24 protein-coding genes, 1 tRNA gene and 2 pseudogenes are annotated in these 26,633 nt (G+C 57.8%); 14 read left to right on the plus strand and 13 right to left on the minus strand.

Annotated features, from left to right (window positions below; translation table 11 throughout):
- Positions 1–143 precede the first annotated feature (143 nt).
- On the minus strand, positions 144–1,211 hold the full coding sequence (locus B0E33_RS20225; protein WP_077292224.1) for an AI-2E family transporter: 1,068 nt from the start codon (positions 1,209–1,211) through the stop codon (positions 144–146).
- Positions 1,212–1,468: 257 nt separating this feature from the next.
- On the opposite strand from B0E33_RS20225, the gene B0E33_RS20230 reads away from it, so the two are divergent.
- Positions 1,469–1,545: transfer RNA gene (locus B0E33_RS20230), tRNA-Ile, on the plus strand.
- A gap of 200 nt (positions 1,546–1,745) precedes the next feature.
- Here the strand turns inward: B0E33_RS20230 and B0E33_RS31570 are convergent.
- The 3 genes and pseudogenes from B0E33_RS31570 to B0E33_RS30965 form a co-directional block, all read right to left on the minus strand.
- A pseudogene (locus B0E33_RS31570) lies at positions 1,746–2,747 on the minus strand (tyrosine-type recombinase/integrase); the annotation flags it as partial.
- Positions 2,707–2,964: a hypothetical protein gene (locus B0E33_RS20240; RefSeq protein WP_062487836.1), complete on the minus strand. Its 258-nt coding sequence runs from the start codon at positions 2,962–2,964 to the stop codon at positions 2,707–2,709. The gene B0E33_RS20240 and the pseudogene B0E33_RS31570, both read right to left, overlap by 41 nt.
- A 17-nt stretch (positions 2,965–2,981) precedes the next feature.
- Positions 2,982–3,194: an excisionase family DNA-binding protein gene (locus B0E33_RS30965; protein ID WP_197923224.1), complete on the minus strand. Its 213-nt coding sequence runs from the start codon at positions 3,192–3,194 to the stop codon at positions 2,982–2,984.
- Between the two features lie 103 nt (positions 3,195–3,297).
- On the opposite strand from B0E33_RS30965, the gene B0E33_RS31155 reads away from it, so the two are divergent.
- From B0E33_RS31155 to B0E33_RS20255, 3 genes are all read left to right on the plus strand, one after another.
- Positions 3,298–3,693, plus strand: a complete 396-nt coding sequence (locus B0E33_RS31155; protein WP_158514165.1) for a helix-turn-helix domain-containing protein — start codon at positions 3,298–3,300, stop codon at positions 3,691–3,693.
- Between the two features lie 7 nt (positions 3,694–3,700).
- The gene (locus B0E33_RS20250; protein ID WP_077292226.1) at positions 3,701–4,183 is read left to right on the plus strand and encodes a hypothetical protein; all 483 of its coding nucleotides are present in this window, start codon (positions 3,701–3,703) and stop codon (positions 4,181–4,183) included.
- A 121-nt stretch (positions 4,184–4,304) separates the two neighbouring features.
- Positions 4,305–4,616 (plus strand): type II toxin-antitoxin system TacA family antitoxin, encoded by a 312-nt coding sequence (locus tag B0E33_RS20255; RefSeq protein ID WP_156912450.1) that lies wholly within the window; start codon positions 4,305–4,307, stop codon positions 4,614–4,616.
- Between the two features lie 73 nt (positions 4,617–4,689).
- On the opposite strand, the gene B0E33_RS20260 is transcribed toward B0E33_RS20255, so the two are convergent.
- From B0E33_RS20260 to B0E33_RS20280, 5 genes are all read right to left on the minus strand, one after another.
- Positions 4,690–5,220, minus strand: a complete 531-nt coding sequence (locus B0E33_RS20260; protein ID WP_158514166.1) for a GNAT family N-acetyltransferase — start codon at positions 5,218–5,220, stop codon at positions 4,690–4,692.
- Between the two features lie 307 nt (positions 5,221–5,527).
- Entirely contained in the window at positions 5,528–7,897 is a 2,370-nt protein-coding gene (locus tag B0E33_RS20265) for an arylsulfatase (protein ID WP_077292229.1), read from the minus strand.
- Between the two features lie 387 nt (positions 7,898–8,284).
- Entirely contained in the window at positions 8,285–9,448 is a 1,164-nt protein-coding gene (locus B0E33_RS20270) for a mandelate racemase/muconate lactonizing enzyme family protein (RefSeq protein WP_077292230.1), read from the minus strand.
- A 111-nt stretch (positions 9,449–9,559) separates the two neighbouring features.
- A complete protein-coding gene (locus B0E33_RS20275; RefSeq protein WP_077292231.1) occupies positions 9,560–10,486 on the minus strand; it encodes a LysR family transcriptional regulator in 927 nt (308 codons plus the stop codon).
- Positions 10,487–10,530: 44 nt separating this feature from the next.
- Complete coding sequence (locus tag B0E33_RS20280) at positions 10,531–11,469, minus strand: LysR family transcriptional regulator (protein WP_077292232.1); 939 nt, start codon at positions 11,467–11,469, stop codon at positions 10,531–10,533.
- Positions 11,470–11,689: 220 nt separating this feature from the next.
- Between B0E33_RS20280 and B0E33_RS20285 the strand changes: the two genes are divergently transcribed.
- From B0E33_RS20285 to B0E33_RS20305, 5 genes are read left to right on the plus strand one after another with little or no spacing between them, the layout of a single operon-like run.
- The gene (locus B0E33_RS20285) at positions 11,690–12,646 is read left to right on the plus strand and encodes a tripartite tricarboxylate transporter substrate binding protein (protein ID WP_062491461.1); all 957 of its coding nucleotides are present in this window, start codon (positions 11,690–11,692) and stop codon (positions 12,644–12,646) included.
- Between the two features lie 12 nt (positions 12,647–12,658).
- Positions 12,659–14,662 (plus strand): tripartite tricarboxylate transporter permease, encoded by a 2,004-nt coding sequence (locus B0E33_RS20290; RefSeq protein ID WP_077292233.1) that lies wholly within the window; start codon positions 12,659–12,661, stop codon positions 14,660–14,662.
- Positions 14,663–14,675: 13 nt separating this feature from the next.
- Positions 14,676–15,758 carry a tartrate dehydrogenase gene (locus B0E33_RS20295; protein ID WP_077292234.1) on the plus strand — a complete coding sequence of 361 codons (1,083 nt, stop codon included), beginning with the start codon at positions 14,676–14,678 and terminating at the stop codon, positions 15,756–15,758.
- Positions 15,759–15,766: 8 nt separating this feature from the next.
- Positions 15,767–16,837: a tartrate dehydrogenase gene (locus B0E33_RS20300; protein WP_077292235.1), complete on the plus strand. Its 1,071-nt coding sequence runs from the start codon at positions 15,767–15,769 to the stop codon at positions 16,835–16,837.
- A complete protein-coding gene (locus B0E33_RS20305) occupies positions 16,824–18,116 on the plus strand; it encodes a glycerate kinase type-2 family protein (protein WP_077292236.1) in 1,293 nt (430 codons plus the stop codon). The genes B0E33_RS20300 and B0E33_RS20305 overlap by 14 nt, the downstream gene beginning before the upstream one ends.
- A 177-nt stretch (positions 18,117–18,293) precedes the next feature.
- Here B0E33_RS20305 and B0E33_RS20310 read toward each other — a convergent pair whose 3' ends face one another.
- From B0E33_RS20310 to B0E33_RS20325, 4 genes are all read right to left on the minus strand, one after another.
- Complete coding sequence (locus B0E33_RS20310; RefSeq protein WP_077292237.1) at positions 18,294–19,598, minus strand: TRAP transporter large permease; 1,305 nt, start codon at positions 19,596–19,598, stop codon at positions 18,294–18,296.
- Positions 19,595–20,101 (minus strand): TRAP transporter small permease, encoded by a 507-nt coding sequence (locus tag B0E33_RS20315; RefSeq protein ID WP_077292238.1) that lies wholly within the window; start codon positions 20,099–20,101, stop codon positions 19,595–19,597. Before B0E33_RS20315 ends, B0E33_RS20310 begins: the two co-directional genes overlap by 4 nt.
- Positions 20,102–20,106: 5 nt before the next feature.
- Positions 20,107–21,096, minus strand: coding sequence for a TRAP transporter substrate-binding protein (locus B0E33_RS20320; RefSeq protein ID WP_077292239.1), 990 nt, complete (start codon positions 21,094–21,096; stop codon positions 20,107–20,109).
- A gap of 168 nt (positions 21,097–21,264) precedes the next feature.
- On the minus strand, positions 21,265–22,431 hold the full coding sequence (locus tag B0E33_RS20325; protein ID WP_206051385.1) for a LysR family transcriptional regulator: 1,167 nt from the start codon (positions 22,429–22,431) through the stop codon (positions 21,265–21,267).
- A gap of 203 nt (positions 22,432–22,634) precedes the next feature.
- Here B0E33_RS20325 and B0E33_RS20330 point away from each other — a divergent pair, with 203 nt between their 5' ends.
- From B0E33_RS20330 to B0E33_RS31575, 5 genes and pseudogenes are all read left to right on the plus strand, one after another.
- A complete protein-coding gene (locus B0E33_RS20330) occupies positions 22,635–23,369 on the plus strand; it encodes a PIG-L deacetylase family protein (RefSeq protein WP_077292241.1) in 735 nt (244 codons plus the stop codon).
- Positions 23,370–23,377: 8 nt separating this feature from the next.
- Complete coding sequence (locus B0E33_RS20335) at positions 23,378–24,331, plus strand: VOC family protein (RefSeq protein WP_077292242.1); 954 nt, start codon at positions 23,378–23,380, stop codon at positions 24,329–24,331.
- A 9-nt stretch (positions 24,332–24,340) separates the two neighbouring features.
- Entirely contained in the window at positions 24,341–25,012 is a 672-nt protein-coding gene (locus B0E33_RS20340; protein ID WP_077292243.1) for a 4-carboxy-4-hydroxy-2-oxoadipate aldolase/oxaloacetate decarboxylase, read from the plus strand.
- The gene (locus tag B0E33_RS20345; RefSeq protein WP_156912451.1) at positions 25,005–26,093 is read left to right on the plus strand and encodes a 4-oxalomesaconate tautomerase; all 1,089 of its coding nucleotides are present in this window, start codon (positions 25,005–25,007) and stop codon (positions 26,091–26,093) included. The genes B0E33_RS20340 and B0E33_RS20345 overlap by 8 nt, the downstream gene beginning before the upstream one ends.
- A 151-nt stretch (positions 26,094–26,244) precedes the next feature.
- A pseudogene (locus tag B0E33_RS31575) lies at positions 26,245–26,408 on the plus strand (integrase); the annotation flags it as partial.
- Positions 26,409–26,633 lie beyond the last annotated feature (225 nt).

The raw sequence follows: 26,633 nt of genomic DNA on the forward strand, positions 1-26,633 counted from the left end.
TATCCTTGATGGAAACAGTTTGTTCGATGGCCGGACACTCGCTTGTGATTGCGGCGGCGTAATGACGGTTGTGTTCATCTGCCGTTCATCGGCAAAACCCGGCAGATGTCCTCGAAAGTTGTTTGAAAATCTTTCCCGGAGGCCTAACCCGTGGTGCCGGTCTTGCCCGACAGGCCGCCGACCTCGCCGGTCTGCGACAACAGAATCGCAATCGGCCTGGAACCTTCGAAACGGGCGCAGACGATCACGATCATCACCGTCAGCGGGACGCACAGAACCATGCCGACAACACCCCAGATCGCCCCCCAGAAGGCCAGCGACAACATGATGACGAGGCCTGACAGATTGAGGTTGGATCCCATCAGGCGCGGTTCGACCAGATTGCCGATGGTGAACTGGATGAGGCCGAGGCCCGTCGCAATTGCGATGAAGGGACCGAGCGTGTCGTAATAGACCACCGCCAGGAGGCTGGGAAAGATCACGCCGATCAGCGAACCGATGGTTGGAATGTAGTTGAGCAGAAAGGCGATGAAGCCGAACAAGGCCGCGTAAGGCAGGCCGATGGCGATCAGAACAAGGCTGGTCAAAACGCCCGTGGCAACCGAGACGGCGGTCTTGATCGAGAAATAATGCATGATCGAGCGGTTGATCTCGGCCCGCATGGCAAACGCGGCTTCCGCCCGCTCGGGCGAAGGAAACAGGCGTTCGAACTTGCGGTCGAATGTCGACTGCTCGAGCACCAGGAACAGGACATAGATGAACACAAGACTGGCCGACCCGGCCAGCGTCGTCACAAGGCTCGCCCCCGCGGTCACCATGCGCGGCACGATGGAATCGGGCAGAAGGTCCTTCAACTCGATCGGGTCATTAAGGTGCAGTTGGGTGGATGCCTGGTTGAAGAGTTCTTCCAGCCGCCGCTGATAGGTTGGTGCGTCCAGTGCAAGCTGGGTGAGATTGACGGTCACGATGTCGAGCACCACGGTGCTGGCAAAGAAGATCGTCAGCAACGCCAGTGAAAACGACACCAAACGGGGCAGGCGCCAGCGGCCAAGCGGAATATGCGCAAAGACATGTGCCAGCGAGTTGATCATGTACCAGACGATCAGCGCGATCACGAACGGCAGGATGAGGGACCGCCCGACCACCAGCAGCCAGCCGATCATGCACACAAGCAGGACACTCAGCGTGGCGGTGAGAAGCGGTGATCGCATGGTGGCTCCGGCGGGCGAGTTTGGCAGGTCTGTTCCCCGGGCGACTCGTCAAAGGCCCGGCTGCCTCATTTAGACCCGATGGCGCAGGCGAACGGAACCGCTTTTTCCATCAAGGCGATCCAGACCTCCTGAGAAACGCTTCCACCGCGCCAGTTTCCCAACCTTTTTCACCCTGCCGTTGCAAAGCACTTGCCCCGGAGATTGGCCATGGTATAGGGAACCAGACGCAGGGCCTTGCAAAGGCTTTGCCCTGCCGTGGGCCTGTAGCTCAATTGGTTAGAGCCGTCCGCTCATAACGGATTGGTTGGGGGTTCGAGTCCCTCCGGGCCCACCACTCCACTTTCGGGGTGTTGATTTTCCTGCATTTTTTCCTCTTTTTGTCCCACTGGATTTGATGGTGGAGGAAAGTGGGACATTTTTCGGTTTCGTTGATATTTCAAGGTGCTCGAACGCTGACTTGGCGAGACGTACTTGTTCAGCCTTTTTGGTGTAGATCCGAGCAGTCTTTGAATCGGTCCAGCCGAAGACGGCCATTAGCTGGTATTCCGTAGCGCCAGCTTCTGCCAGCACGGTCGCAGCCGACTTTCGTAGACCATGAGAAGAACACTGTTTAAGCCCCGCCGCGTTGCACCAGTCCCGCATCTTGTTGCCAAAGCCGTTCGAGCTGAACGGTTTGCCGTACTCTGTCGTCAGAAAGGTATCATGGCCTTCTGGGACGTCGCGGAGCGCGTCCATGAGGGCCCTTGTGATTGGCAAGACAAGCAATTCATTCTTGCTTCCTTTCTGCGGTACCAGCTTGATTGTGTCGCCATCAAGGTTGTCCGGACCGAGCTGAACCAAATCTGACCTGCGAATTCCCAGGTTATAGAGTAGCTCGAACGCCAAACGGGCTGTGGTGCCGATAGGGTAATGTTCCCGGAACGTCGCTATTTCGCTTGCGGACCAGGTATGAAATCCGTCTGAGCGGTTGATCTTCGAAATTCCTTCAGCTGGATTTCGTGGCAACGGAAACCGCGCCATGAGATCAACGTCATTCATCGCCCAATTAAATAGAGCTTTCAGATATTTTACGAGTTTGTCCGCTGCCGCGGGTGTTTCACGGCGTTTCATTTGGCTGGCTTCCACATCGGACTTTCTTAGCTTCTGGAACGGCAGGTGGCCGACTGCCGCGCAATAGCGCCCCAAGACGCTGTACTTATCTCGTTGAGTGGTCTGATCCTGCTGTTGAAACGCCTTGGATCGCTGATACTGGGCAAATAGCCAGCCAATTGAACCTGGATCCCAGTCATCAGCCTTCTTGGCTGCTGGTTGGTTGACGTTGCCTGCCATAACCCGATGATACTCGGCGACGAATACCTCTGTGATATTGCCCTTCGCGTCGAGGAATGCGGACTGCATACGGTATTTGGGCAAGCCTGGCCGACGCAGATAAAACCGGACGTTGCCGTGCCGATCCACATCTGCTGAACAATATTTAAAGGGTATCTTTTTTCGACTAGCCGACGGCATAGTCGAACGGGTTTTCGGCGTCTTCATCTTCTGCAGTTGCCGTCGCTTCGGTCAGGTCATGAAGGCTCGATCGGAGGTCATCGACAAACCACCTTCTTAGTCCACCAATCTTATACCCTCTTGGCATCCAGCCGCGACCGACCCACGTGTCGAAAGTTGTTGGTGAAATGTCCAGCATGTCGGCGGCGGTAGATCTGCTGACAGCCAGCTTTATAGACCTTGTGTGTTTCTGCGAAAGGGTCATTGCAGCCACCAATGCCCTCAAGCTCTAGAAGAAGTGTGGGCCGCCGTTTCGCCGATTGGCGGTATCGTATTATTCTTGATGAATTCCTCGATTGCGCCATCTGGAATGAAAATTCCACCACCAATCCTTACGTGTCGCAGTTCGCGATTTTCAACGAGCTTGCGAATACGGCTTATTGGCCAACCTGTCCGGTTTGCCAGTTCTTTAATTGATTCCAATCCCAGAGCCATTGTATCGAATTTTCTCCACTGGTATGAAAAACTTAGCTTTAGCAACGTAGGAAGCTATCATTTCCTACTTAGTACAAAAATCTGTACCGAGGTCAACCCTGAAGTGTCTGAAATTGGCAAACGATTAGCGGTTGTTCGAGAAAGTGCCGGATATTCGCAAATCCCGTTCGCGGAAAAACTCGGTGTTTCCCAGAGCTCCTACAAGAACTACGAACGCGGGGCTTCGCCGGTTCCCGTCGGCTTGGTCTGCAGGATTTGCGAGGAATACGATGTGTCGCCAGCATGGCTCTTGCTGGGTGAGGGACAGATAAAAAGTGAGATGAATGGTGAGCTTGTCGAAGCCGCTGTTCTTGCTGTGGAAAAATTTGCGCAAATGAATGATTTGGAGCCGCCACTAGAGAGGAAAGCCAAATTAATTCGATTTGTATATGAAGAGGTAATTTCAGGAAGAGACTTCGGCGATAAAGAGCTGAGGCGAATATTTAATACGGTCTTGTGAGATCTCTATGAAAAATGAAAAGGCAGAAGTGATTTCTGAAGCACTTCTAACAAAACTCAATCAGAAGTTCTCTGAGAATTCCGAAAACGATAGCAGCGACGGTTTGTTTGGTGGGCTCGCTTTCTACAGAAAGAAGCGAAGGATCCTAAGCGAAGAAGAAATTCTTCAATTCTGGAAACGGAATGTGGTCAGAAGCAAGGTCATATCCTTATGCGCGCTCGTCCTGCCTCTTTTTGCAGCTTTTCTTTTGTTCCACGGGGTTTTGGAGCCGACTGTGGTTTGTTGGATTGGTCTCGGTGGTTTGACGATTTATGCGTTCTGTCAGCTGGTTCTGATTTATGGTCTCGAAAGGCTGCTCGGAACCTGGAGAGCCGCCTCGTTCAGGAAATCGCGAAAATCTGGAGAAAGGGCATGGAAGTTTGTCGATGCCTCAGAACTGACCTTTAGGGCCAACACTCCGTTGGACACAGCGGACGGATCGTCAAACTAACTTTGCAACTTGTTGATCCAGTGCTTTTGCGAACTGCAATCCAGATCTTGAAGTGTCCAGCCGTTTGACATGCGGTTTTCTGGAAAATCCCATTCACTCGATGCGCGAAAAGGAGACGGAGATGACGGAAGCAACGGATCTTGCAACTTCTCTGCAAGAGAAGAGCGATGCCAGGCTGTATATCCGCACAAAACCATTCATAAAGGTGACTATTATGAAGGCGGCAGAACTTTCGGGAATGGGTCTCAGCACCTTCGTGACCACTGCGGCATTCTTGCGCGCGCAAGATGTCATTGCAGCTCATGAAAGGACAGTACTGGCTCCGGACGATCACTCAACATTTTTCGAGGCGCTAGACCGCTCAGCTGCACCAACTGATAGTCTGTTGGGGTCTGCCAAGTTGCACAGAGAGGTTGTCGTCGAGGGTGACTGACGGCTTGGGTCGCTCAAACTCGGGCTACACGTTCGTTTCTACGCAAAATGCCTGTGTCAGAGAAATTGTTGCGTCAATCATCTGCCAATCGCCCGAATAGCCGCATGTCGAAGCGCTGGCGCCCTATGATCATTTTCCGCCTTTGAGTTCCCTCGTATCTAAATCCTGCATTGGTTAGAACGCGGCCTGAGGCTAAATTTCCAGCCAACGTCCAAGCTTCCAGCCGGTAGAGGTTCATTACCTGGTGGCAATGTTTGGTGACTACGATCAGCGTTTCTGTAGCGTATCCATTCCCCCAAAAAGGCTTGCCGAACTCGTAGCCGATGACTGCTACTGACGCCCGTTTGTCGATTGAGTTCAAGCGAATGCAGCCAAGGAGTTCTCGGGTCTCGACGTCACGTACCATCCAGGCGAAACCCTTGCTTTGCTGAGATAAGCGAACCATCCAGTCCACAAATCCTCTTGCACGTTTTTCGGTTGGCGCGCGAGGTAAGTCGGAGTGTGCCGATGTCTCTGGAGCAGATATGATCGGATAATACTCTTCCCAGTCCTCGGAGCGAACTTGGGTTAACTGCAACCGACGGGTTGTCAAATCTAGAGCCATTCGAAGCTCCAGACACACACACATGCGAAAAATACGCAGGCAAAATGACAGAGTCTTTTCATTGAGAAATTTTTTGAGACAGTTGAAGCTATAGGGAAAATGGCCGCTTGTATTTGATGTCAAGTTCGCGACAGGACTTCTGGAGAGCTTGTCTGCTTCTGCAATGCAGGCGTAGCGAACTTTATTTTTCACACTAAAGACAGGTAGACGGGATGTAGGAAAGTCGCTCTAAAGTGAAATCACCCACATTTGCTAAGGTTCGTCACTCGCTATGTTGAAGCGCATGCGATCACCGACCACCATCAAGTTATTGAAGTTCTACGGTCACCTTATTGATGGTGCCGCTGAACGGGAAAGGGGCTTCTTTTTCGTAGGCACGAGAAACCGTTGATCCAAGATCCATGCCTATGTCCAAGGTTTCCGTTGCCGAGTATCGCGCGGGAACTACCATCGTTACCTCTCCAGTCGCGGCCTCATTTCCATCAACAAGTAGGGTTGCGGTCCCGCCTGTGACTTCCTTCCCCGGGTTAAACGGTGCCTGTTCGTAGACCATCTTCACGCTGTGAGTGCCAGGTTCGAGTGGCGTTTCTCCGGCGACACGGTATCGTTCTTTGCCGAAAAAGTTGAACTCGTAGACCGGAACGCCACCGTCGAGGTAGAGCGTATAGCCCGCAGAGGAGCCGCCGTTGGCAATTAGCACGCCACTAGCGCCTTCTTGAGACACTTCGATGTCTGCAGTGATCGTATGAGAACGCTGGTAGGCTGGAGCAGCGCTACCCTCAGGCACGCGGACTGTGCCGGAGGTGTATGTGAACACTGTTCGGCCCTTCGTGACAGAAGGCCGCTCAGGGTTTGTCGCACGCTCGGCAAAGCGGTCGTCCAGAGGGTAGACATCGAATTTTTGCGCCTCCTCGTCGAAGAGTGCCTGAAGTTCGGCCAGCTTTTCAGGGTTCTCGGCGGCTAGATCATGCGCTTGCGAAAAGTCTTCCTCGATGTTGTAGAGTTCCCAGACGCTGTCTTCGAACCCCACCGAGCCTGTGAGTACCCATGGAGCGCCATGGAACGAGGCGGCGACCCAGCCGTCATGATAGAGCGCTCTATGGCCGCCGGTTTCGAAATACTGGGTCTGTCGGGTGCCGGGTGCCGCAGCATCGGCGAAGCTGTAATCCATACTGACACCCGCCATGGGTGTCTGCTCTGTTCCGTTCACGACCTTGGGCTCCGGAACGCCGACGGCCTCCAAGATGGTCGGGGCGATGTCTACGACATGATGAAACTGCGTCCGGATTCCTCCACTGTCTGAAATTCGACTGGGCCAGCTAACGATCATGCCGTTCCGGGTTCCACCGAAATGGGAGGGCACGCGCTTCATCCACTGAAACGGGGAAGACCCTGCCCACGCCCAGCCAACGGGGTAATGGTTTTCGTGCAGCGGGCCGCCGATTTCGTCGATCTCCGGCAACTGCGCATCTACCGTGTCCGGTATGCCATTCTGGGTCATCATATTGTTGAGAGTACCAGTGACACTGCCTTCTGCGCTCGGCCCGTTGTCGCCTGCCACGAGGATGATCAGCGTGTTGTCGCCCTCAGGTGTTGATCGAACTTTCTCGATCAACCTGCCTATCTCATGGTCCGTTTGGGCAAGAAAGCCGGCGAACACTTCCTGGTGCCTGCTGAAAATAGTTTGGGCATCCGCGTCAAGCGAGTCCCATGCAGCGATTTCATCCGGTCTCGGTGTCAGCTCCGTGTTCGCGGGGACGAGTCCCATGTCTTTTTGTTTAGACAGGGTCTGTTCGCGTACCGCGTCCCATCCCTGATCGAACTTACCCGAAAACTTTTCGATCCAGTCTTTGCTGACATGCAGGGGGGCGTGGACGGCTCCTGGCGCGAAATAAAGAAAGAAGGGCTTGTCTGGTGCGATCGAATTTTGGCGGTCCAGCCAGGCGATCGCATCGTCGACCAAATCGACGTTGAGATTGTAACCGTCTTCGGAGCGCGTTGCGGGCTCGACGGGCGTGGTGTTGCGAAAAAGTTGAGGCTCCCACTGGCTAGTTTCTCCACCTTGAAAACCGTACCAGTATTCGAAACCCAGACCAGTGGGCCAGCGATCAAACGGCCCTATTGGGGAAGTCTCCCAATCTGGTGTGTTGTGCCATTTACCGAAGGCTGCAGTGGAGTAGCCTTGATCCTTGAGGATCTCCGCAATCGTACCGGATGAGCGTGGCCATATGCTGTTGTATCCCGGATATCCGGTAGACAGCTCCGTGATCGTACCGAAGCCACTCTGGTGATGATTGCGTCCAGTCAGCAGCGCCGCGCGTGTGGGGGAGCAGATGGCAGTAGTATGAAACCGTGTGTAGCGGAGTCCCTCATCTGCCAAAGCATCCATTGCAGGGGTTGGGATCGGGCCACCGAACGTGCCTGGTTGTCCGAAACCGAGATCATCGATGAGAACCACTAGAACGTTGGGAGCACCTTCAGGAGGTGTGACGGGTTGCGGATAATCCTGCGTCGAACCTTCGAACGTCTCCGTGATCGTCCCTTCGAATGGCGCAGGTGGCAACGGAAGAACAGATCCATCACGGGGCATGTCTTGGGCAAATGCCACGCTCGATGCGCTCACACTCAGCGCAACAATACCACCTTGCATGGTTTGGCGAACGAATTGGTTCAACATTTCTGGCCTCCTGACGGAACCGTCACATTCAACGCACTTAGGTTGCCATACTATTTTAAATTGAGCACCTTCAAAAGTTCACGCGACTTCGTAGCTGCGCCCAGGTGGAACGATTTCAACCAACCAACCTGGAAATTTCGTTGAGCTCTTGAATAGTTGGAGAGTCTGCAATTCCGACTGTAAGTGTGAAGAGCTGCAAATCAGATCAGCGCCCCCATTCCGGACATTATGGTCTGTTGCTCTTAGTATTCAGAGCGGACATTTTTCATGACTCTCCCCAAGGTATGCGTTGTTAACAATGCGCGGTAGTAACCGATTGCCATGCTTAGAGATTGTGGCAATGTCAAACCAAGTCTGAAGACCGCGCCAGTGTGCAGTTGAGAAAATTTAACGTGCCAGGTCGTGCATCACCTTTATCAGGTCCGATTTGCCTTCAAATCCGATACCTGGGAGTTCGGGGATCACGATATGGCCATCTGAAACCGCAACGCCATCCGGAAAGCCTCCATAGGGCTGGAACAGATCTGGGTAACTTTCATTGCCTCCAAGCCCCAGCCCCGCCGCGATGTTGAGCGACATCTGGTGTCCGCCGTGGGGAATACAGCGCGACGGTGACCAGCCAAGCTCATCAAGTACATCAAGGGTGCGCAGATACTCCACAAGACCGTAGGAAAGGGCGCAGTCGAACTGAAGCCAGTCCCGATCCGGCCGCATCCCGCCATAGCGGATCAGATTGCGGGCATCCTGGTGCGAGAACAGGTTTTCTCCCGTTGCCATGGGGCCAGGATAGAATTCCGCCATCGCGGCCTGTAGCTGATAGTCGAGAGGGTCGCCGATTTCCTCGTACCAGAACAGCGGATATTCCCGCAGCATCTTTGCGTAGGCGATGGCGGTTTCAAGGTCGAACCGGCCATTTGCGTCCACGGCGAGCTGGGCCTCGCCGTCAATTTCAGCCAGCACCGCTTCGATCCGGCGCTGGTCTTCTGCCAGTGTGGCCCCGCCAATCTTCATTTTGACCACGTTGTAGCCGCGGTCGAGATAACCGCGCATCTCCTTGCGCAGGGCACTGTCATCCTTGCCGGGATAATAATATCCGCCGGCGGCATAGACGAATACGCGCGGATTGGCCTCCACGCCCTTTCGCTCGGCGAGCAGACGGAACAGCGGCTTGCCCTCGATCTTCGCAATCGCGTCCCAAACAGCCATGTCGATCGTGCCGACCGCGACCGAGCGCTCCCCGTGCCCACCCGGCTTTTCGTTCTGCATCATCGCAGCCCAAATCCGGTGGGCGTCCAGGTTCGTTCCTTCGTCGTTCAAAAGCGAGGCTGGTTCGGCTTCAAGCACGCGGCCGCGAAAACGTTCGCGGATGAGACCGCCCTGTCCGTAGCGGCCGTTGGAGTTGAAGCCGTAGCCCACGACCCGGTGTCCGTCCCTTACGACATCGGTCACAACGGCCACAAGGCTTGCCGTCATCTTGCTGAAATCGATATAGGCGTTCCGAATTGGTGAGGAGATCGGTTTCGTGACCTCACAGATGTCGACGATCCGCATTGGTGTTTTCCTGTTTTGCTGCATGCGTTGGTGTCGACTGGAAAATTAGACGAAGACCGGTTCAACCGGCCAATGCCGTTTCCGGGTATAATTATGCAAAAATTGCATAAATCACATAACGCCGGCACTCACCGTTTTCTGCCAGAATACTTCGCTGTGCGCAGACAGGCGCGAACGAGGGCGGTAGATAACGACCTCAACCAGGATGTCACTGTCTTTCCTTGCGCACCGCACCAGACTTCCACGGGAGAGTTCCGGCTCTGCCAGCGAAAGCGGAAGGAAGGCGACGCCCTGACCTTCTTTTGCCATTTCAAGATTGGCCGAGGCCAGAACGGAGCTCATGGCAACATGAAAGGGCGGGCGTCCGTAAACTGCCCAGTAGGATTCCAGGATGGTGTGCAGCCCTGAGGCGGCAGCATAGGATATGAACGGGATGTCCGGCAGACCGGCTTCGAGGTTCCAGATTGGGTGTCCTCCGGAATCTGGAGCACAAAGCGGGACGAGACTGTCTCTTCCGATCGTATGGTAGGTGAATTGCCTTTCCGGCAGAACTGAAGGGCCGACAGGGCCTCTGTGACAGATGAAGAAATTGACATCGCCGCTTTCCATCAGCCGGGTGCATTGGCGATGCGTGTCCGAAACCATGTTGAGCGTGCCGACTTCGCCAGGTCCCGCCACCTGCATCAGCCAGCGGGGTACGAATGTGTAGGACAGGGCATGGGTGGCAGCGAGATTGAGGAAACGTTTCGCCTGTCCCGCCGCTTCGAGAGCTTCCAGCCGAGCGTCGGAAAGCAGTCTGACGATGACTTCCGCCCGGGACTGGAACGCCTTGCCTGCCGGCGTCAGGGCAACCTGCCGCGTGGTGCGAACAACAAGGGGGGTCTGGATGGCGCTCTCCAGTGTGCGGATGCGGCGGCTGAATGCAGGTTGGGTGAGGTTCCGATTTTCGGCCGCGCGTGAAAAGTTCATTTCACGCGCCAGTTCGAGAAAGTCCTCAAGCAGCGCCAGGTCCATAGACTGACCTTCCTTGCGATCCATGCGATTTCTGCATTAGTAGCAGGTTGCCGCATTCAACGCGATGCCTATTGCCCGCGGCTGAGATGTTGACTGGAGATCTGGAACGGTTCGGCTGCATTCGCTTTCTGTATCCTCTCGGCAAGAGCGTCAACGAAGAGACGGACCTTTGCGGTAAGGTTGTGACGCTCCGGATAGATGGCCGAGATATTCGCTGTCTGGAAGTAGTCAGGCAGAACTACTCGTAGGCGACCTTCCCGCACATGACTGGCTATATCCCACTCTGACCGGAGCATGATGCCATGGCCTGCCAGCATCCATTCGCGCGCAATCTCGCCGTCGTTCGAACTCAGTCTGCCATTCACGCGCGCCGAAACGGTTTCTCCCCCAAGGTCGTCGAACCTCCAGATATCGTAGATGTCATGCTCCTGCCTGAGCACGATGCATTGGTGATCCTTCAAGTCCTTCAATAATTTAGGTTCCCCATGCGTTTCCAGGTAAGAGGTGGAAGCACACATGAAACGCCGGTTCCTTTGCAGAAGACGCTGGATCAGGTTGCTTGTCGGCGGATTGCCGAACCGGATGTTCAGATCGAAGCCCTGCTCGATGATATTCATCGGCGCATCGGTCACCACCAGCTGCACGTCGACGTCGGGATACCGGTCCGAGAATTCCGCGACGGTCGGCGCTATGTAGGCCCGGCTGAACCCGAAGGTGGCGTTGATGCGCAGCAGACCACTGGGACGCTCCCGTCCCACGCGGAGGCTGTTTTCCAGTTCCTCTATCTCGCCCAGCAGGCGAACCGCCTTCCTGAAATACGCTTCACCTTCGCCTGTAAGACTGACCCTGCGTGTCGTGCGGTTCATGAGGCGAACACCCAGTCTCTCCTCAAGTCGAGCAAGCCTCCGGCTAACAGCTGATGCCGTCACCCCGATTTCCCGCGCTGTCTCAACGAAGCTTTCATGCCTTGCGAGAAGCACGAAAAATCCCAGATCGCCCTCATTCATTGATTACCCCTACGCAATAATGAAGTGCAAAATCTGAATTTAATTATTCTAGAGCAGCAGTCTAGGCTCTTTTTGCCGGTCTGTGAGGAGTGACCGGACCCTGGGCGTAACTAACCTTTCCGCAGGGTAGTAAGCAGATCGTGTCCGCAGGCCATGGCCTATGCGGCGTGCTGCTTCAATTTTCGGTGTGCCGCGCGCGGCATTCCAAGAGGAGGAAACCATGAAGAAAACAGTCGCAACCATTCTTGTCGCGTTGCTGGGGGCCGCGGGCTCCGCTGCCGCTCAGTCGCCGGCAGATTTCCCGAACAAGCCGATGACCTACATTATTCCGTTCAATGCAGGCGGGGAATCCGACATTTCTGCCCGGTTCCAGCAGTCCGAATGGGAGAACGTAACCGGTCAGCAGGTCGTCATCCAGTATCAGCCCGGCGCGGGCGGTGCGCAGGCCTGGTCCCAGCTGAATTCGCTACCGGGCGACGGCTACACAATCATGGGCATCAACATGCCGCATACCGTGCTTCAGCCGCTTGCCGGTTCGGTGGGATATGCCACTGAGGACCTGACGCCAGTGCACTATTTCCACTATACGCCGGACGCAATCTTCGTGCGCGCGGAAAGCCAATTCAACACGCTTGGCGAACTGATCGAATACGCCAAGGCCAATCCGGGCCTCGTCACCTTCGCAGGATCGGGTTCTAATTCGTCGAACAATCTCGCTGCGATCCGCTTCAACAGTCAGGCTGACGTGGTGACGACATATGTTCCTTTCTCCGGAACAGGCCCTTCAATCACCGCGGTCCTTGGCGGCTCGACGATGGCAGGTTTCAACTATGCGACTTCCGGCATCAGCCAGGGGGATGCGCTCAGGATGCTTGCGGTCGCGGCGGAAGAACGTCTGCCCGCCTTCCCCGACGTGCCAACTTTCAAGGAACTTGGCTATGACATCGTCGGCGGTGCCTACCGCGGCGTTGCGGTTCCGGCCTCGACCCCCGAGGATCTGCGCCAGAGCATTTCCGACATCGTGTCGAAGATCAATTCGCAGCCGGATTTCGTCAAGAAGATGGAAGACGGCGGCTTCGTTCTGACCGACATTGGCTATGACAAGATGGATGACTTCGTCGCCAAACGGGTCGAGGAATATACCGAGGGCGCGAAAGCGCTGGGTATCATTCAGTAACGGCATACGAAGATGGACATTCTCGGCTACCTTCTGGACGCCCTGACGCCGTTCAACCTGATGCTCGCGCTTGTCGGCGTGGTCCTCGGAACGGTGATTGGCGCACTGCCCGGACTCTCGGCGACCATGGCGGTGGCCGTGCTTGTCCCCTTCACATTCACCATGGATCCCGCCGCGGGCCTGATTGCCCTCGGCGCGATCTACACGGGCGCCATTTACGGCGGCGCCTTTGCCGCAATCCTTGTGAATACGCCCGGAACACCCTCGGCGATCGCGACGACGTTCGATGGCTTCCCCATGGCCAAGCGTGGCGATGGCGGGCTTGCAATTTCGCTGGCAACCATCGCATCGGTTTCCGGCGGCATCATCGGAGCGCTTGCACTCCTGATGCTTGCACCGCCGCTCGCCAAAGTCGCGCTTGCCTTCGGCCCCACGGAATATTTCTGGCTGGCAGTCTTTGGACTGACCCTCATTGCGGCCCTGTCTGTCGGCAATACGATAAAGGGACTGATCGGCGCCTGTATCGGCCTGTTCCTGTCGATGGTCGGCGTTGCCGTTGTCGGCGGAGACGTTCGCTATACCATGGGGATGCAGCGCTTCTTGTCGGGGATCGATCTGACTTCTGCAATCATCGGCCTTTATTGCGTGCCGGTGATCCTTGATCTCGTCGCGACCGCGGACCCGCACCTGAAACCCTCTGCCACCGGCGGCCTCAGGCTAATGGAAGGCACGCGCAAGGCGATCGCGAGTAAGTTCAATATCCTGCGATCCTCCATCATCGGTACCGTCATCGGCATTCTGCCGGGTGCAGGCGGTTCCATTGCAGGTCTTGTATCCTATTCCGAAGCTCGCCGTTCGTCGGGCGAGCCTGAAAGCTTCGGCAAGGGTAACCCCGAAGGTGTCATCGCGACGGAGGCCGCCAACAACGCGACTGTCGGAGGTGGCTTTATCCCGACACTGGTCCTCGGGATTCCGGGAACACCGCCGGATGCGATCATCCTGGGCGCTCTCCTGGTCCAGGGGATCAAGATAGGCCCGACACTGTTCACCACCGACGCACCAGTGGTCTACACCTTCATCTGGGGACTGCTGATAGCCACGGTGCTGATGCTGCCGGTGGGACTTCTGATCGGACGCTACGCCTACAATTCCATCATCAAGGTGCCGAAGTCCGTCCTTGCTCCGACCGTCGCTCTCCTGACGATCATCGGCTCCTTTGCGATCCATTCCAACGTGGAGGACTCTCAGCTCATGGTCGCGCTCGGGATCCTCGCCTGGATCCTGAACCGCTATGGCTTTCAGCCTTCGCCGATCGTGCTCGGTCTGGTACTCGGCTCGATCGCTGAACAGGGCTTCGTGCAGACCTGGCTCATCGGCAATGCATCCGGCCGTATTCCCGAAATGTTCTTCGGGCGTCCGATCAGCATCGGTATTATCTGCGTCGCGCTTCTGACGCTCCTTTTCCCGATCTGGTCGGAATGGAAGGCGAAACGCCGTCGCCAGCTCGAGGTAGCCGGTGCGGTGGTGGAGGACGCCGGCGCTGGGATCGAGCCCGAAGGAAAGACCCGCAACCTGCCATCAATGGTCATCGCCGCCCTCCTCATCGCGCTCGGCGTGTGGACCTACACCGCGGCCGGTAGCATGTCGCCATTGGGCTCGGTGTTTCCGAAAACCATATCCGTCGCCCTGATGGTCTTTTCCGCAATGCTGATCGTCCAGCACATCCGCCGTCCGACAGGCCCAGCAAGTACAAACCCGGCCTTTGACAGCGGCACCCGCCGCAGGACGGCACTCGGCGCGGTAATGATGGCGTGGGTCATTGCTATGCCTGGGATCGGCTTCCTTGCCACCAGCCTCGTTGCTTTCGGACTGATCATGGCGATCGCGGATTACGACCGTCCGGCGGTTCGTGTCTGGCTGATCTGGTCTGTCGCCGGCATAGCGATCTGTACGGGCTTCTGGTGGCTTATGGCGAATGTGTTGCTGTTGCGCATGCCCGCCGGACTGCTTTTCTGAACTGGAGTAAATCATGAGCAAGAGAACGCACAAGATCGCCGCCATCGGCGGCGACGGGATAGGTGTGGAAGTCGTCGATGCTTGCCTGGAGGTGCTGGATGCGCTGGCCGGCCGAGACGGCAGCTTCGAATTCGAGGTCGAGAGCTTTGACTGGTCGACAGATCGCTACAAACGCACGGGCGAATTCATGCCCAAGGACGGCGCCGATCGGTTGCGGGCCTTCGATGCGATCCTCTTCGGTGCGGTCGGCGCACCCGATGTGTCCGATCACCTGACCCTCTGGGGACTGCGCCTGTCGATCTGCCAGCCGCTCGATCAGTACGCAAATGTCCGCCCGACCCGGGTCCTGCCCGGCATTCGGTCGCCCCTTCGTCATGTGAACGGCGGAGAGCTCGACTGGGTTATTGTTCGTGAGAACTCGGAAGGGGAGTATGCAGGACAGGGTGGTCGGTCCCACCCGGGCCTGCCGCTGGAAGTGGCAACGGATGTCTCGATTTTCACCCGTGCCGGTATTGAGCGTATCATGCGCTTTGCCTTCCGGCTGGCGCAAAGCCGCCCACGCAAGCTGCTGACCGTAGTGACGAAATCCAACGCGCAACGGCATGGCATGGTGCTCTGGGACGAGATCGCCGCCGAAATCGCACGAGAATTTCCCGACGTAACCTGGGACAAGATGCTGGTGGACGCCATGACCGTACGCATGGTGATGAACCCGTCCTCGCTGGATACGATCGTCGCGACCAACTTGCACGCAGATATTCTTTCCGATCTTGCCGCCGCTCTTTCCGGTTCGATCGGAGTCGCGCCGACAGCGAATCTGAACCCCGAACGGGACACGCCATCGATGTTCGAGCCGATCCACGGCAGTGCCTTCGACATCACCGGCAAGGGCGTCGCCAACCCGGTGGCGACTTTCTGGACGGCCGCGATGATGCTGGAGCACCTCAACGAAAAGCCGGCAGCCGAACGGCTGATGCAAGCGGTTGAAACCGTCACCGCCGATCCATCGCTGCACACGCCCGATCTTGGCGGTAAGGCCACCACGCGCATGGTCACCGACGCAGTCATCGCTGCAATCCGCGGCCGCAACGACTAGGAAGCGCCATGAACAATCATTTGAAAATCGCAGTTATTCCTGGAGATGGCATCGGAAAGGAGGTCGTTCCGGAGGGGCTCCGCGTTCTCGAAGCCGCCGCCAAACGGCACGGCATCGGCATTGATTTCGACGAATTCGACTTCGCGTCCTGTGACTATTACGCGAAGCACGGGCAGATGATGCCCGACGACTGGAAATCCAGGATCGAAACCCACGACGCCTTGTATTTCGGTGCGGTGGGGTGGCCCGAAACCGTTCCAGACCACGTATCGCTTTGGGGATCACTGATCCAGTTCCGCCGCCAGTTCGACCAATATATCAGCCTGCGTCCCGCCCGCCTCATGCCCGGAGTGCCTTGCCCGTTGGCGGGGCGTGCACCCGGCGACATCGACATGTGGATCGTGCGCGAGAATACCGAAGGCGAATATTCCTCGATCGGTGGCAAGATGTTTGCCGATACCCCGCGCGAGGTGGTCCTGCAGGAGACTGTCATGAGCCGGATCGGTGTGGACCGGGTCCTGAAATACGCTTTTGAACTGGCCGCGAAGCGTCCGCGCAAGAGTCTGACCTCGGCCACCAAGTCAAACGGCATCTCGATCACCATGCCCTATTGGGACGAGCGGGTTGTGGAGATGGCCAAGGCCTTTCCGGATGTCGGTGTCGACAAGTATCACATCGATATCCTAACGGCGCATTTCGTGCTGAACCCTGACAGGTTCGACGTGGTGGTTGCCTCCAACCTGTTCGGCGACATCCTCTCCGATCTTGGCCCGGCATGCACCGGAACCATCGGCATCGCTCCGTCCGGGAACATCAATCCGGAGCGGACATTCCCCTCGCTGTTCGAACCTGTCCACGGCTCGGCTCCCGATATCGCGGGCAAGGGAATTGCAAACCCGATCGGGCAGATCTGGGCCGGTGCCATGATGCTGGACCACCTGGGCCATAGCGAAGCCGCGTCTGACATTGTTGCTGCAATCGAACGGGTCTTGGCCGAACAGGTGCTCAGAACCCGCGATCTGGGCGGGACGGCGGATACGATAACCTGCGGCAAGGCGGTCGCCGATGCACTTTCCTGACAAGGGGGTGGCTAAACGTTCCGAAGGCCGCCGGCACCGCGCCGTCCTGAAGGAACTATTCGATGTTGCTGTCGCCGCTGCGGACCCGATGCGCGTCGTACCTTCCGTGTTGCCGCCGCGCCCGAAAGGGCGCGTCGTCGTCATTGGTGCCGGCAAGGCTTCCGCCAGGATGGGCGAGGCTGTCGAGGCGGTCTGGGGGGCTTGTGAAGGCCTGATCCTGACCCGCGACGGATACACCCGGGAGCTGGAGGGGATTGAAGTCGTTTGCGCCTCGCACCCGGTCCCGGACCGTCGCGGGCGAGCCGGAACGCGGCGTCTGCTTCAGCTTCTCGATACTTGCGAAGAGGATGATTTCGTCCTGGCTCTGATCTCGGGCGGAGGCTCCGCCCTTCTGACGTGTCCGGCTGGCGATATTACCCTCGAAGAAGAGCAGGAGCTGACCCGTTCGTTGCTCGCTTCGGGTGCGCCGATCTCGCAGATGAATACCCTGCGCAAGCACCTTTCCCGTGCCAAGGGAGGTCGTCTTGCTGCTGCAGCCTGGCCTGCCCGCATGCTGTCGCTGATCATCTCCGATGTTCCGGGAGACGATCCAGCAATGGTCGCCTCCGGCCCGACGGTTGCCGATGAAACGTCACCGGAAGACGCAAGGAAGATTGCCGCGCACTGGTCGATCGGGCTCACCGCGTCGATGCATGCCGTTCTTGCCAGTCCTGCGGGCACGTGGCCTTGGGCTGTGCCCGAATTGTCGCGGGTGGAAAATGTCATGATCGCCGCACCTGCCATGTCGCTCGACGCCGCAAGGCAACATGCGGCCCGGCTGGGCATTCGGGTCAGGGTGCTCGGAGATGCGATCGAAGGCGAGGCGCGTGATGTCGCAGCCGATCACGCGAAGACGGCACTCGAAGAACTTGCCGTCCTTGCGCCGGGCGAGACGTCCTTGCTGCTTTCGGGAGGCGAATGCACGGTCTCTAGGCGCGGCCGAGGAACCGGAGGACCGAACGCCGAATTCTGCCTCGCACTCGCCTGCGCGTTGGAAGGCGCGAAGGGCATCTCGGCCATTGCCTGCGATACGGACGGTGTCGACGGTGCAGCGGAGGTCGCCGGTGCGATAATCGACGAAACAACGCCAGCCCGTGCCCGGACACTGGGAGTGTCAATGCACGCAGCACTCGACCAGAATGACAGCCATTCCTTCTTTGCGGCGCTAGGCGACCAGGTTATTTCAGGCCCAACCCTGACGAACGTCAACGACTTCCGGGCAATTCTTGTTTCGCGATAACCTGCCGTCGCCAAATGTCGCCTTTGCCTTCTCACTTTGGTCGTTCGCATGCAGCAGAATGCCACCTAGTTGCGGACGCCTTCAACTTGATGCTCGGTTGCTTCTTGCAAGGAGTAGAAGTCTTTTCCCGCTATGTTCCGAGTTAAGTTACTGTTTTTCTGCCGATGTGCGGGTCGGTTATCCGAACATGCTGTTTGGTAAAAGCAATGCAATCTGCGGAAAGCAAATGATCAGCAACAGACAGAGGATCATCGCCAACAGGAAGGGAGCAACACCCTTGAAGATCGTTGCCATCGGCACATCCCGGGCGACGCTGCGAATGACGAAGACGTTGAGGCCCACTGGCGGCGTGATCATGCCCATCTCTATGACGATCACTGCGACAACGCCGAACCAGATCGGATCGAAGCCCTGCTGCAGCACGATGGGAAAGAAGATCGGCAGCGTGATCACCAGCATGGCGAGCCCGTCCAGGAACATGCCGAGCACCACGTAGCACATCAGGATCAGAAACAGCGTTCCATAGGGACCAAAGCCGAGCACGGTCAGGAGATCGGAGAAGGCGACCGGCAATTTGGTGACGGCGAGCAGTGGATTGAGCACATTGGCGCCGATGACGATCATGTAGAGCATCGCCGAGGTCTGTACGGTTTCCAGGACTGCGCCTGTGAATGTCTTGAGCGTGAGCGCCCCTGTGGCAAGGGCGATCAGGATTACGAGCCCGGCGCCGATGGCTGAGGCTTCTACGGGGGTGAAAACCCCGGCATAGATTCCACCAATGGAGAGCACCATGACAGCGATCAGCGGCAGCGCGGCACTGAGAATGCGCAAGCGGTCGGAAAAGGCCATCGGATCGCCTGGGCGGCCTGCCTCCGGCTTTCTCAGCACAGTCAGCCAGACGGCCGCCATGAATAGAGCAGTCATCAGGAGGCCCGGCAGAATGCCAGCCATGAAGAGGCGGCCGATCGATTCCTCCGTCAGGATGGCATAGAGCACGAAGCCTGTAGAGGGCGGGATGAGGAAACCGAGCGTGCCACCGGCAGCAATCGAACCGGTGGAGAGACCGTCTGCATAGCCAAGGCGGCGCATTTCCGGCAGGGCGACTTTACCGATAGTGACAGCGGTCGCAACGGAAGAGCCGCTGACTGCGGAAAAGGCTGCGCAGCCGAGCACGGAGGCCGAAGCGAGCCCTCCACGGAACCGGCCGACCCAGGCATAGGCGGCATCGTAAAGCCCGCGACTGAAGCCCGCCGCGGAAGCCACATTGCCGAGGAGGACGAACATCGGCACAACTATCAGCGAATAGTTGGTGACCGAGGAGTAGGTCTCTGTGACCAGAACGGCACCGGCGGTGCGAAACCCTCCCTGAAGGGCCATCCCGAAATAGCCGACAATCAGCATGGCAAACGCGACCGGCGTGCGGAATATCATCAGGCCGAAAAGGGCGACGAAGGCCAGGACACCAAGCGTCAGATCCGTCATTTCATTTCCTCACCCGTCATCAGAATGACGGCGATCTGGAGAACCAGCACGAAAACACAGAGGCCCATGCCTGCGACCATCATCCCGTAGAAGGGCCAGATCGGCAGGGAGAGCATGTTGGTGACATCCTCGAACTCGCGCGCATCAAGCAGTTTCAGCCAGGAGCGGTAGACCAGTACGGAGAGCACGAAGGTGCTGAAACATCTTGAGAAGAGGTCGCCGGAGAAACGGCCGGCACGTCCGATGGCACGATCGAAGACATCGGCACGCACATGCCCATTGCGATCTGTGCACCAGGGTAGCGCCAGCATGACGATGGCGACTGCAACCAGTTGCACGATCTCGTTGATGCCGAGGATCGGGCTCTGAGCCACGTAGCGCAGCAATACCGCCACGAAGACAAGACCGACCAGGAAGAGCAGGAACAGACCGGCGAGCGCAGCGAGGGCCAGAGTGGCCCGGTCGACAAGTGCCGGCCAGGCCTTTTTGGAAATGGGAGACATTGCCGCTACTGCGCCTGCAGTGCGGAGACGACATCACCGGCGGCAATACCGCTGGCAGTGGCTTCTTCGATAGCCTTGGCACGAGCCTCGTCGGCAAGCGCGTTGAAGGCAGCAGCCTCTTCGTCGGACAGGCGAATGACCTGCTTGCCATCCATCTCGGCAAAGGCGTCGATGCCCTTGTGAGCCGCGGCCAGCTGTACCGCGTTCGCGGTCACGGAAATCTCCTTGCCGATCTCCTCGATAGCCGCCTTCTGTTCATCGTTCAGGGAGGCGAAGCTGTCGCGGTTCATGACGATGAAGAAGGGGGAAATGGTCGTATCGAAGCCGACAGTGAGATACTTGGAGACTTCCCCAAGCTTGAAGGCCTTGGTGCCGGTCCCGTCAATGAGTGCTCCATCGATAACCCCCGTCTGCAGCGCATTGTAGATCTCCGGAACCGGCATCGAGACAGGCGTTGCACCCCAGGCCTCGACCAGCAGACCCGCGTTGCGTGAAGGCACACGGATCTTCAGACCCTTGACATCGTCTGGTGTGCGCACCGGCTTTTCGCGGGTGTAGAGCACGTTGTCGGCATTGGACCAGAGGCTGACGAGAACGGCGCGTTTGAATTCGGGCTTGAAGAGAGCGATGTTCTTCCAGATGACTTCCGTGCCGGTCTCTTCGTCGATGACGCCGGGAAGTTCGGTCAGCAGCGTCACCGGGAACTGGGAGGCGGTATAGCCAGGCAGGCCGACCGCAAAATCCGCTACACCGTCCACGGCGCGGGAGAATTGCTCAACCGGACCCGGACCGAGTTCACCACCAGCATAGATGTGAACGGTGATCTCGTTGTTGGTGGCGGCAGCCAGCTTCTCGGCAAAGGGCTCGAAGGCGCCTGCCTGGTAGGGGTTGGCCGGCGGCATGAAATTGGCGAATTTCAGCTCGCTCGCCTGGGCGGCGTTTGCAAAAAGGCCGAGTGCCAGCGCAGCCCCGGTAAGTGCCTTGGATATTTTCATGGACGGATCCTCCCGTTGAGCGTTGCCGGAACCGCAAGGGGTTCCGGATCGCTCTTTCCTTCTCACCGGAGAGGTTGGTGCACCATTTGAAAGCAATCCCGCCGCCATCAGTTTTTGCTATAGTTGAAAGATAATGCTGCTAGCTTCGATAGAATTTCGCCTTTGTTTTCAGTGGTCGTAGCGATGAAGCAGCGCCAGGAGCGCTTTCTGGCTGGCCGTCGGCTCCCAGCCCGTGCGAGTGGTGATGCCGATGGGACGGGAAGTGTCCGGCAGTCGAAACGGCAAGGCGACGATGCGGCCCGCCGCGATTTCGCGGCCTGCCTGGAGGCTGGAGACACAGGCAAGATGATCGCTCAACGCCAGCAACTCCCTGGCAAAGATCATCGAGCCGCTTTCCACGACACTTTCCGGCAACTGGCCGCCATTCTCCTTGAACAGGCGATCGAAGTGGCCGCGGGTCGGCGTGCCTCGGGCGGCAACGACCCAGGGCCAGGACCTGAGGTCGTCAACGATAAGGCCCCTTCTGCTGGCCAGCGGATGATCCTTGCGAGCCATCACCGTCAGACTGTCATTGAAGAGCGCGCTTTGTTCGACGTCTTCGATCGGCAGCGGATTGCGCAAGGCGCCGACGAGAAAGTCGACAGCACCGCGCCGCAATTCCCGGATCAGCTCATCATAGGGCCCGTCCAGGACTTGCAGCTCGATCCGCGGCCAGTCCTTTCGGAAGGCAGCCACCACCGATGGCAGGATATAAGCACGTGACAAGGGCATGGCGCCGATGACTATACGCCCGCTTTCCCGACCTTTCAGTTCCGACATTTCCATCGCGGCCTGGGCGAGCTCAGCGAACATCAGATCGGCTGCGCGGGCGAGGCTCTGTCCTGAACGGCTCGGCACGATTCCGTTCGATGTGCGCTCCAGAAGCGGTTTCAGAGCCTCCTTCTCAAGCTGACTGACAGCCCGGTGCACAGTCGGCTGGGCAATGCCGAGCCGCCGCGCGGCAAGGGTAAAGTTGGCGCAATCGCAAACGGCGACGAAGGCACGAAGCTGGGCTGCGGTGGCAGTTACCTGCAAACGGGGAGCTGTCGCCAGAAAACTGGCGTCGATGAGGCCAAGCGCCCGTTCAACCCGGCGTCCGAACACCTTGCCGACCTGGGAGACGAACACGCCATGAGCCGACCGCTGGAAGAGTGCCGTTTCCAACAGGTCCTCCAGCTTGTTGATGGCCTGAGTTACCGCCGGTTGCGACAGGCGGCATTCCTCCGCTGCCTTCGTGATGGATGAGTTGCGCGATGCGGACAGAAAAACGCGCAGATGACGGAGATTGAATTCCAACGTTTTCTCCTGTCGGCGTCTCGCGGGCATCTTTGTTACGCACTGTGTAAGCGCAACGATCCTGCCTCATAGACTGCCAGCAGAGAAGCTTTGACGGAAGACCTTATAGCCAAAACTTATGAGGCGTTGCGTCCCTTTGAATTGGCCTTCTGCGGGAAGAGACGGGAATATCCGGCCAAGTAACAATTACAGGGAAACCGGATATGCCAGCTTCCAAGACTGCACTTGTCATCAGCGCCCATGCAGCCGACTTCGTCTGGCGCTGTGGCGGCGCCATCGCGCTGCATGGCGAGCTCGGCTACGACGTCACCGTCCTCTGCCTGTCATTCGGCGAGCGCGGAGAAAGCGCAAAGCTCTGGAAGCAGGAAGGAATGACACTCGATCGCGTCAAGGGCGTGCGCCGCAAGGAGGCGGAAACCGCAGCCGAAAAACTCGGCGTGCATGATCTCGTCTGCCTTGATCTAGGTGATTACCCGCTCGAACTGACACGGGAAGACAAGGCCTGCGTTGTCGATGTCATCCGCAAGGTTCAACCGAGCTTCATGCTGAGCCACTCGCAATATGACCCCTACAACACCGATCACATGTACGCGACCCAGGTCGCACTTGAATGCCGGATGATCGCACAGGCCTGGGGCCACAACCCGGGTGAAAAAGTGCTCGGTGCGCCGCAGCTTTACCTCTTTGAACCGCACCAGACGGAGCAGATGGGCTGGAAGCCGGACACGTTCCTGGACATCACATCCGTCTGGGAAAAGAAGCGCGCGGCCATCGAAAGCATGGCTGGCCAGGAACATCTCTGGGACTATTACACCCGCGTCGCGGTCAACCGAGCCAACCATTTCAAACGCAATTCCGGCGGCCAGTCAGGTGGCCGGGACTGCAAATATGCGGAAGGCTTTCAGTCGATCTTTCCGCGCACCGTAGACGAACTCTGAGGTCTCCAATGCCGGATCATTGCCATGATGTCGCCCATCTGGGCCATGTCGAGATGTACACCGACCGCTACGAGGAAAGCCTAGCCTTCTTCACCGATGTCTACGGCCTGACGCTTTCCGGTGAGGACGAGACATCCGCTTACTTGAGGGCCTGGGACGACTACGAATTCCATTCGCTGAAGCTGACGCGTCACTCGACTACGGGCATCGGTCACGTGGCTTATCGTACTGCCTCACCGGAGGCGCTCAACCGGCGTGTCCGTGCTATCGAGGGCTCCGGTTACAAGGTGCACGGCTGGGTGTCCGGTGATCTTGGCCACGGCCGCGCTTTTCGCTTCGAGGACCCGTTTGGCCACGTATTCGAAATCTACTACGAAACCAAATGGTTCAAGCCACAACAGGATACCGAGAAGGCGGCACTCAAGAACACTGCCTCCGCCTTTACCGGCGCAGCGCCGCGACGGCTTGATCACCTCAACCTGCTGTCCGAAGACGTCAGCGAGTTCCGCCAGTTCATGGAAACCTGCCTTGGCAGCCGGGTGACGGAATATATCCAGCTCGACAATGGCCGGATCGGTGGCTGCTGGTTCACGGTCAACAACAAGACTTACGATCTTGCCTGCACGGAGGAACATGGCGGTGGCGCCGGGCGGCTGCATCACGTTACATATGCGACCGACCAACGCGAAGACATTCTGCGGGCCGCCGATATCTTCCTTCAGAACGGCGTTCATATCGAAACCGGGCCGCACAAACATGCGATCCAGGGCACCTTCTTCCTCTATGTCTGGGAACCGGCCGGCAATCGGGTCGAGCTTGCCAATGCTGGCGCTCGGCTGATCCTCGCACCCGACTGGGAACCGGTCTGCTGGACAGAGGCGGACCGTAAAAAAGGACAGGCTTGGGGTCTGAAGACCATCGAAACCTTTCACACCCACGGCACACCGCCGACCAGGAAATAGGATTTCGTCATGGGTATCGTCCGAACCAATATCCAACGTGCCGATGGCGCGGTGATCAAGGCTCTCGGTGCGGCAGGCGTTGCGACCGTGCACGAGGCCCAGGGACGCATCGGGTGTCTTGCCAGTTACATGCGCCCCATTTACCGGGGTGCCCGAATTGCAGGCTCTGCCGTTACCATTTCCGCGCCTCCGGGCGACAACTGGATGTTGCACGTCGCCATCGAACAGCTCGCCAAGGGTGACATCCTGGTGCTGGCTCCAACCAGTCCCTGCGATAACGGCTATTTCGGTGATCTCCTGGCAACCTCGGCCATGGCACGGGGCTGCCGAGGACTGGTGATCGATGCCGGCGTACGCGATGTTGCCGATCTGGCGGAGATGGGCTTTCCCGTCTGGTCTAAGTCGATCTCGGCGCAAGGAACGGTCAAGGAAACCCTAGGCTCAGTGAACGTGCCCATCGTTTGTGCCGGACAGGCAATCGATGCCGGCGATATCATCGTCGCCGATGAGGACGGCGTCTGTGTTGTGCGCCGAGAGGACTCGGAAATCGTTCTCGCCGCCGCCGAAAAGCGTCTTGCAGCCGAAGAAGCCAAGCGAAAACGGCTTGCGGCGGGGGAACTTGGGCTCGATATCTATGACATGCGACCACGGCTTGCAGAGAAGGGCCTGAAATATGTCTGAAGCTTTCGAAATCGACGGCATCCCCTGTCTCTGGATGCGTGGGGGCACTTCGAAGGGGGCCTTTTTTCTGGCGTCCGACCTGCCCTCCGACCCTCAGGAACGCGATGCACTTCTGCTTCGTATCATGGGTTCGCCCGACCCGGTCCAGATCGACGGCATAGGCGGTGCCGATCCGCTGACCTCGAAGGCGGCCATTGTCAGTGCGCCGACACGCGATGATGCGGATGTTGACTATCTGTTTCTACAGGTTTTCGTGGACCGGGCAGTCGTCACCGATGCGCAAGCTTGCGGAAACATACTGGCAGCCGTTGCCCCCTTCGCGATCGAACGTGGCTTGGTAAAGGCGAAAGACGGTGAGACGCCGGTCCGTATCCATATGGTGAATTCTGGCGAGACGGCGGTTGCCCGAGTGACAACGCCTGGCGGCCGCGTCAGCTATGCGGGGTCAACGTCGATTGCCGGTGTCCCCGGCCATCACGCACCGGTACCACTGTTCTTCCAGAACATTGCCGGCGCCATGTGCGGCGCTCTGCTGCCGACAGGAAACGAGACCGACACTATCGATGGGGTCGAAGTCACGCTGATCGACAACGGCATGCCCTGCGTAATCCTCCGCGCCTCCGATTTCGACCTGACGGGAACTGAAAGCCGTGAGGATATCGACGGCAACGAGGCGCTGAAGGCCCGCATCGAGGCAATCCGCCTGAAGGCCGGACCCTTGATGAACCTCGACGATGTCACTGACAAATCCGTGCCGAAAATGACTTTGGTCTCACCTCCGATGGGGGGAGGGACGATCTCGACCCGCAGCCTCATTCCGCACCGATGCCATGCCTCCATCGGAGTTTTTGGCGCTGTCACTGCTGCCACTGCCTGCATGCTTGCAACCGGCCCGGCCACGGACTGTGCCATGCTACCGAACGACGGCGTTTTCAAGGTTGAGCATCCGAGCGGTGCCGCGGAAGTGCTGATCGAACAGAATGCCTCCGGTGGCGTCACCGGAGCCGGCGTCATGCGAACCGCGAGAAAGCTCTTTGACGGTCGCGTGTTTCCTGCCTGCAAGGCTAAATCACTGGTGTGAAAGAAAAATAATGTTGAGCATCGGTTAAGTTTGAAGATGCAGAAAGACAGGCTTCACTGCACCGGGCGCGATCGCAGGGATTTCGCTATCGGTCCCCACGTTGAACTCAAGTGTTCTCCAGATGACCAACGGTGGTTAAGGGAGAATGGAGATGGGTACTGCACAATTTGATCCGCATGCTATGGGGCGCTCAGCTTGGAATGCCGGTCGAAAGGACGGCGTCACAAGTCGTTGAAACAACGCCAGATCTGGGCAATCCGCTTCTTTCTCGATCGGGAGGGATGCCTGAGAGATCGTGCATTGTTTGATCTTGCGACCGGCAACATGCGCGCAATCGCAAACCTTCGGCATGATCTTTAGATCTGCCGTTCATTGTGTGACTCATAAAAGTCCGTATGGGCGGGAAGCGGTCGTTCGCTGCGGCCGAAACGAACGATCAAAATGGGGCCGGGAACGGACCGGCGGCTTTGGCCACTTGGATTCGCGAAAGCTGTCGTTCGGCGTGACCGATTCCAGCCCGGAGCCGTTATTTGCAATCCG

The organism is Roseibium algicola (genome assembly GCF_001999245.1).
Lineage (GTDB): Bacteria > Pseudomonadota > Alphaproteobacteria > Rhizobiales > Stappiaceae > Roseibium > Roseibium algicola.

What these genes read in the sequence shown, in the direction of transcription:
- B0E33_RS20225 (WP_077292224.1), bottom strand. Translation starts at nt 1,211, where the DNA reads ATGCGATCACCGCTTCTCACCGCCACGCTGAGTGTCCTGCTTGTGTGC.
- B0E33_RS20240 (WP_062487836.1), bottom strand. Translation starts at nt 2,964, where the DNA reads ATGACCCTTTCGCAGAAACACACAAGGTCTATAAAGCTGGCTGTCAGC.
- B0E33_RS30965 (WP_197923224.1), bottom strand. Translation starts at nt 3,194, where the DNA reads ATGGCTCTGGGATTGGAATCAATTAAAGAACTGGCAAACCGGACAGGT.
- B0E33_RS20250 (WP_077292226.1), top strand. Translation starts at nt 3,701, where the DNA reads ATGAAAAATGAAAAGGCAGAAGTGATTTCTGAAGCACTTCTAACAAAA.
- B0E33_RS20255 (WP_156912450.1), top strand. Translation starts at nt 4,305, where the DNA reads ATGACGGAAGCAACGGATCTTGCAACTTCTCTGCAAGAGAAGAGCGAT.
- B0E33_RS20260 (WP_158514166.1), bottom strand. Translation starts at nt 5,220, where the DNA reads ATGGCTCTAGATTTGACAACCCGTCGGTTGCAGTTAACCCAAGTTCGC.
- B0E33_RS20265 (WP_077292229.1), bottom strand. Translation starts at nt 7,897, where the DNA reads ATGTTGAACCAATTCGTTCGCCAAACCATGCAAGGTGGTATTGTTGCG.
- B0E33_RS20270 (WP_077292230.1), bottom strand. Translation starts at nt 9,448, where the DNA reads ATGCGGATCGTCGACATCTGTGAGGTCACGAAACCGATCTCCTCACCA.
- B0E33_RS20275 (WP_077292231.1), bottom strand. Translation starts at nt 10,486, where the DNA reads ATGGATCGCAAGGAAGGTCAGTCTATGGACCTGGCGCTGCTTGAGGAC.
- B0E33_RS20280 (WP_077292232.1), bottom strand. Translation starts at nt 11,469, where the DNA reads ATGAATGAGGGCGATCTGGGATTTTTCGTGCTTCTCGCAAGGCATGAA.
- B0E33_RS20285 (WP_062491461.1), top strand. Translation starts at nt 11,690, where the DNA reads ATGAAGAAAACAGTCGCAACCATTCTTGTCGCGTTGCTGGGGGCCGCG.
- B0E33_RS20290 (WP_077292233.1), top strand. Translation starts at nt 12,659, where the DNA reads ATGGACATTCTCGGCTACCTTCTGGACGCCCTGACGCCGTTCAACCTG.
- B0E33_RS20295 (WP_077292234.1), top strand. Translation starts at nt 14,676, where the DNA reads ATGAGCAAGAGAACGCACAAGATCGCCGCCATCGGCGGCGACGGGATA.
- B0E33_RS20300 (WP_077292235.1), top strand. Translation starts at nt 15,767, where the DNA reads ATGAACAATCATTTGAAAATCGCAGTTATTCCTGGAGATGGCATCGGA.
- B0E33_RS20305 (WP_077292236.1), top strand. Translation starts at nt 16,824, where the DNA reads ATGCACTTTCCTGACAAGGGGGTGGCTAAACGTTCCGAAGGCCGCCGG.
- B0E33_RS20310 (WP_077292237.1), bottom strand. Translation starts at nt 19,598, where the DNA reads ATGACGGATCTGACGCTTGGTGTCCTGGCCTTCGTCGCCCTTTTCGGC.
- B0E33_RS20315 (WP_077292238.1), bottom strand. Translation starts at nt 20,101, where the DNA reads ATGTCTCCCATTTCCAAAAAGGCCTGGCCGGCACTTGTCGACCGGGCC.
- B0E33_RS20320 (WP_077292239.1), bottom strand. Translation starts at nt 21,096, where the DNA reads ATGAAAATATCCAAGGCACTTACCGGGGCTGCGCTGGCACTCGGCCTT.
- B0E33_RS20330 (WP_077292241.1), top strand. Translation starts at nt 22,635, where the DNA reads ATGCCAGCTTCCAAGACTGCACTTGTCATCAGCGCCCATGCAGCCGAC.
- B0E33_RS20335 (WP_077292242.1), top strand. Translation starts at nt 23,378, where the DNA reads ATGCCGGATCATTGCCATGATGTCGCCCATCTGGGCCATGTCGAGATG.
- B0E33_RS20340 (WP_077292243.1), top strand. Translation starts at nt 24,341, where the DNA reads ATGGGTATCGTCCGAACCAATATCCAACGTGCCGATGGCGCGGTGATC.
- B0E33_RS20345 (WP_156912451.1), top strand. Translation starts at nt 25,005, where the DNA reads ATGTCTGAAGCTTTCGAAATCGACGGCATCCCCTGTCTCTGGATGCGT.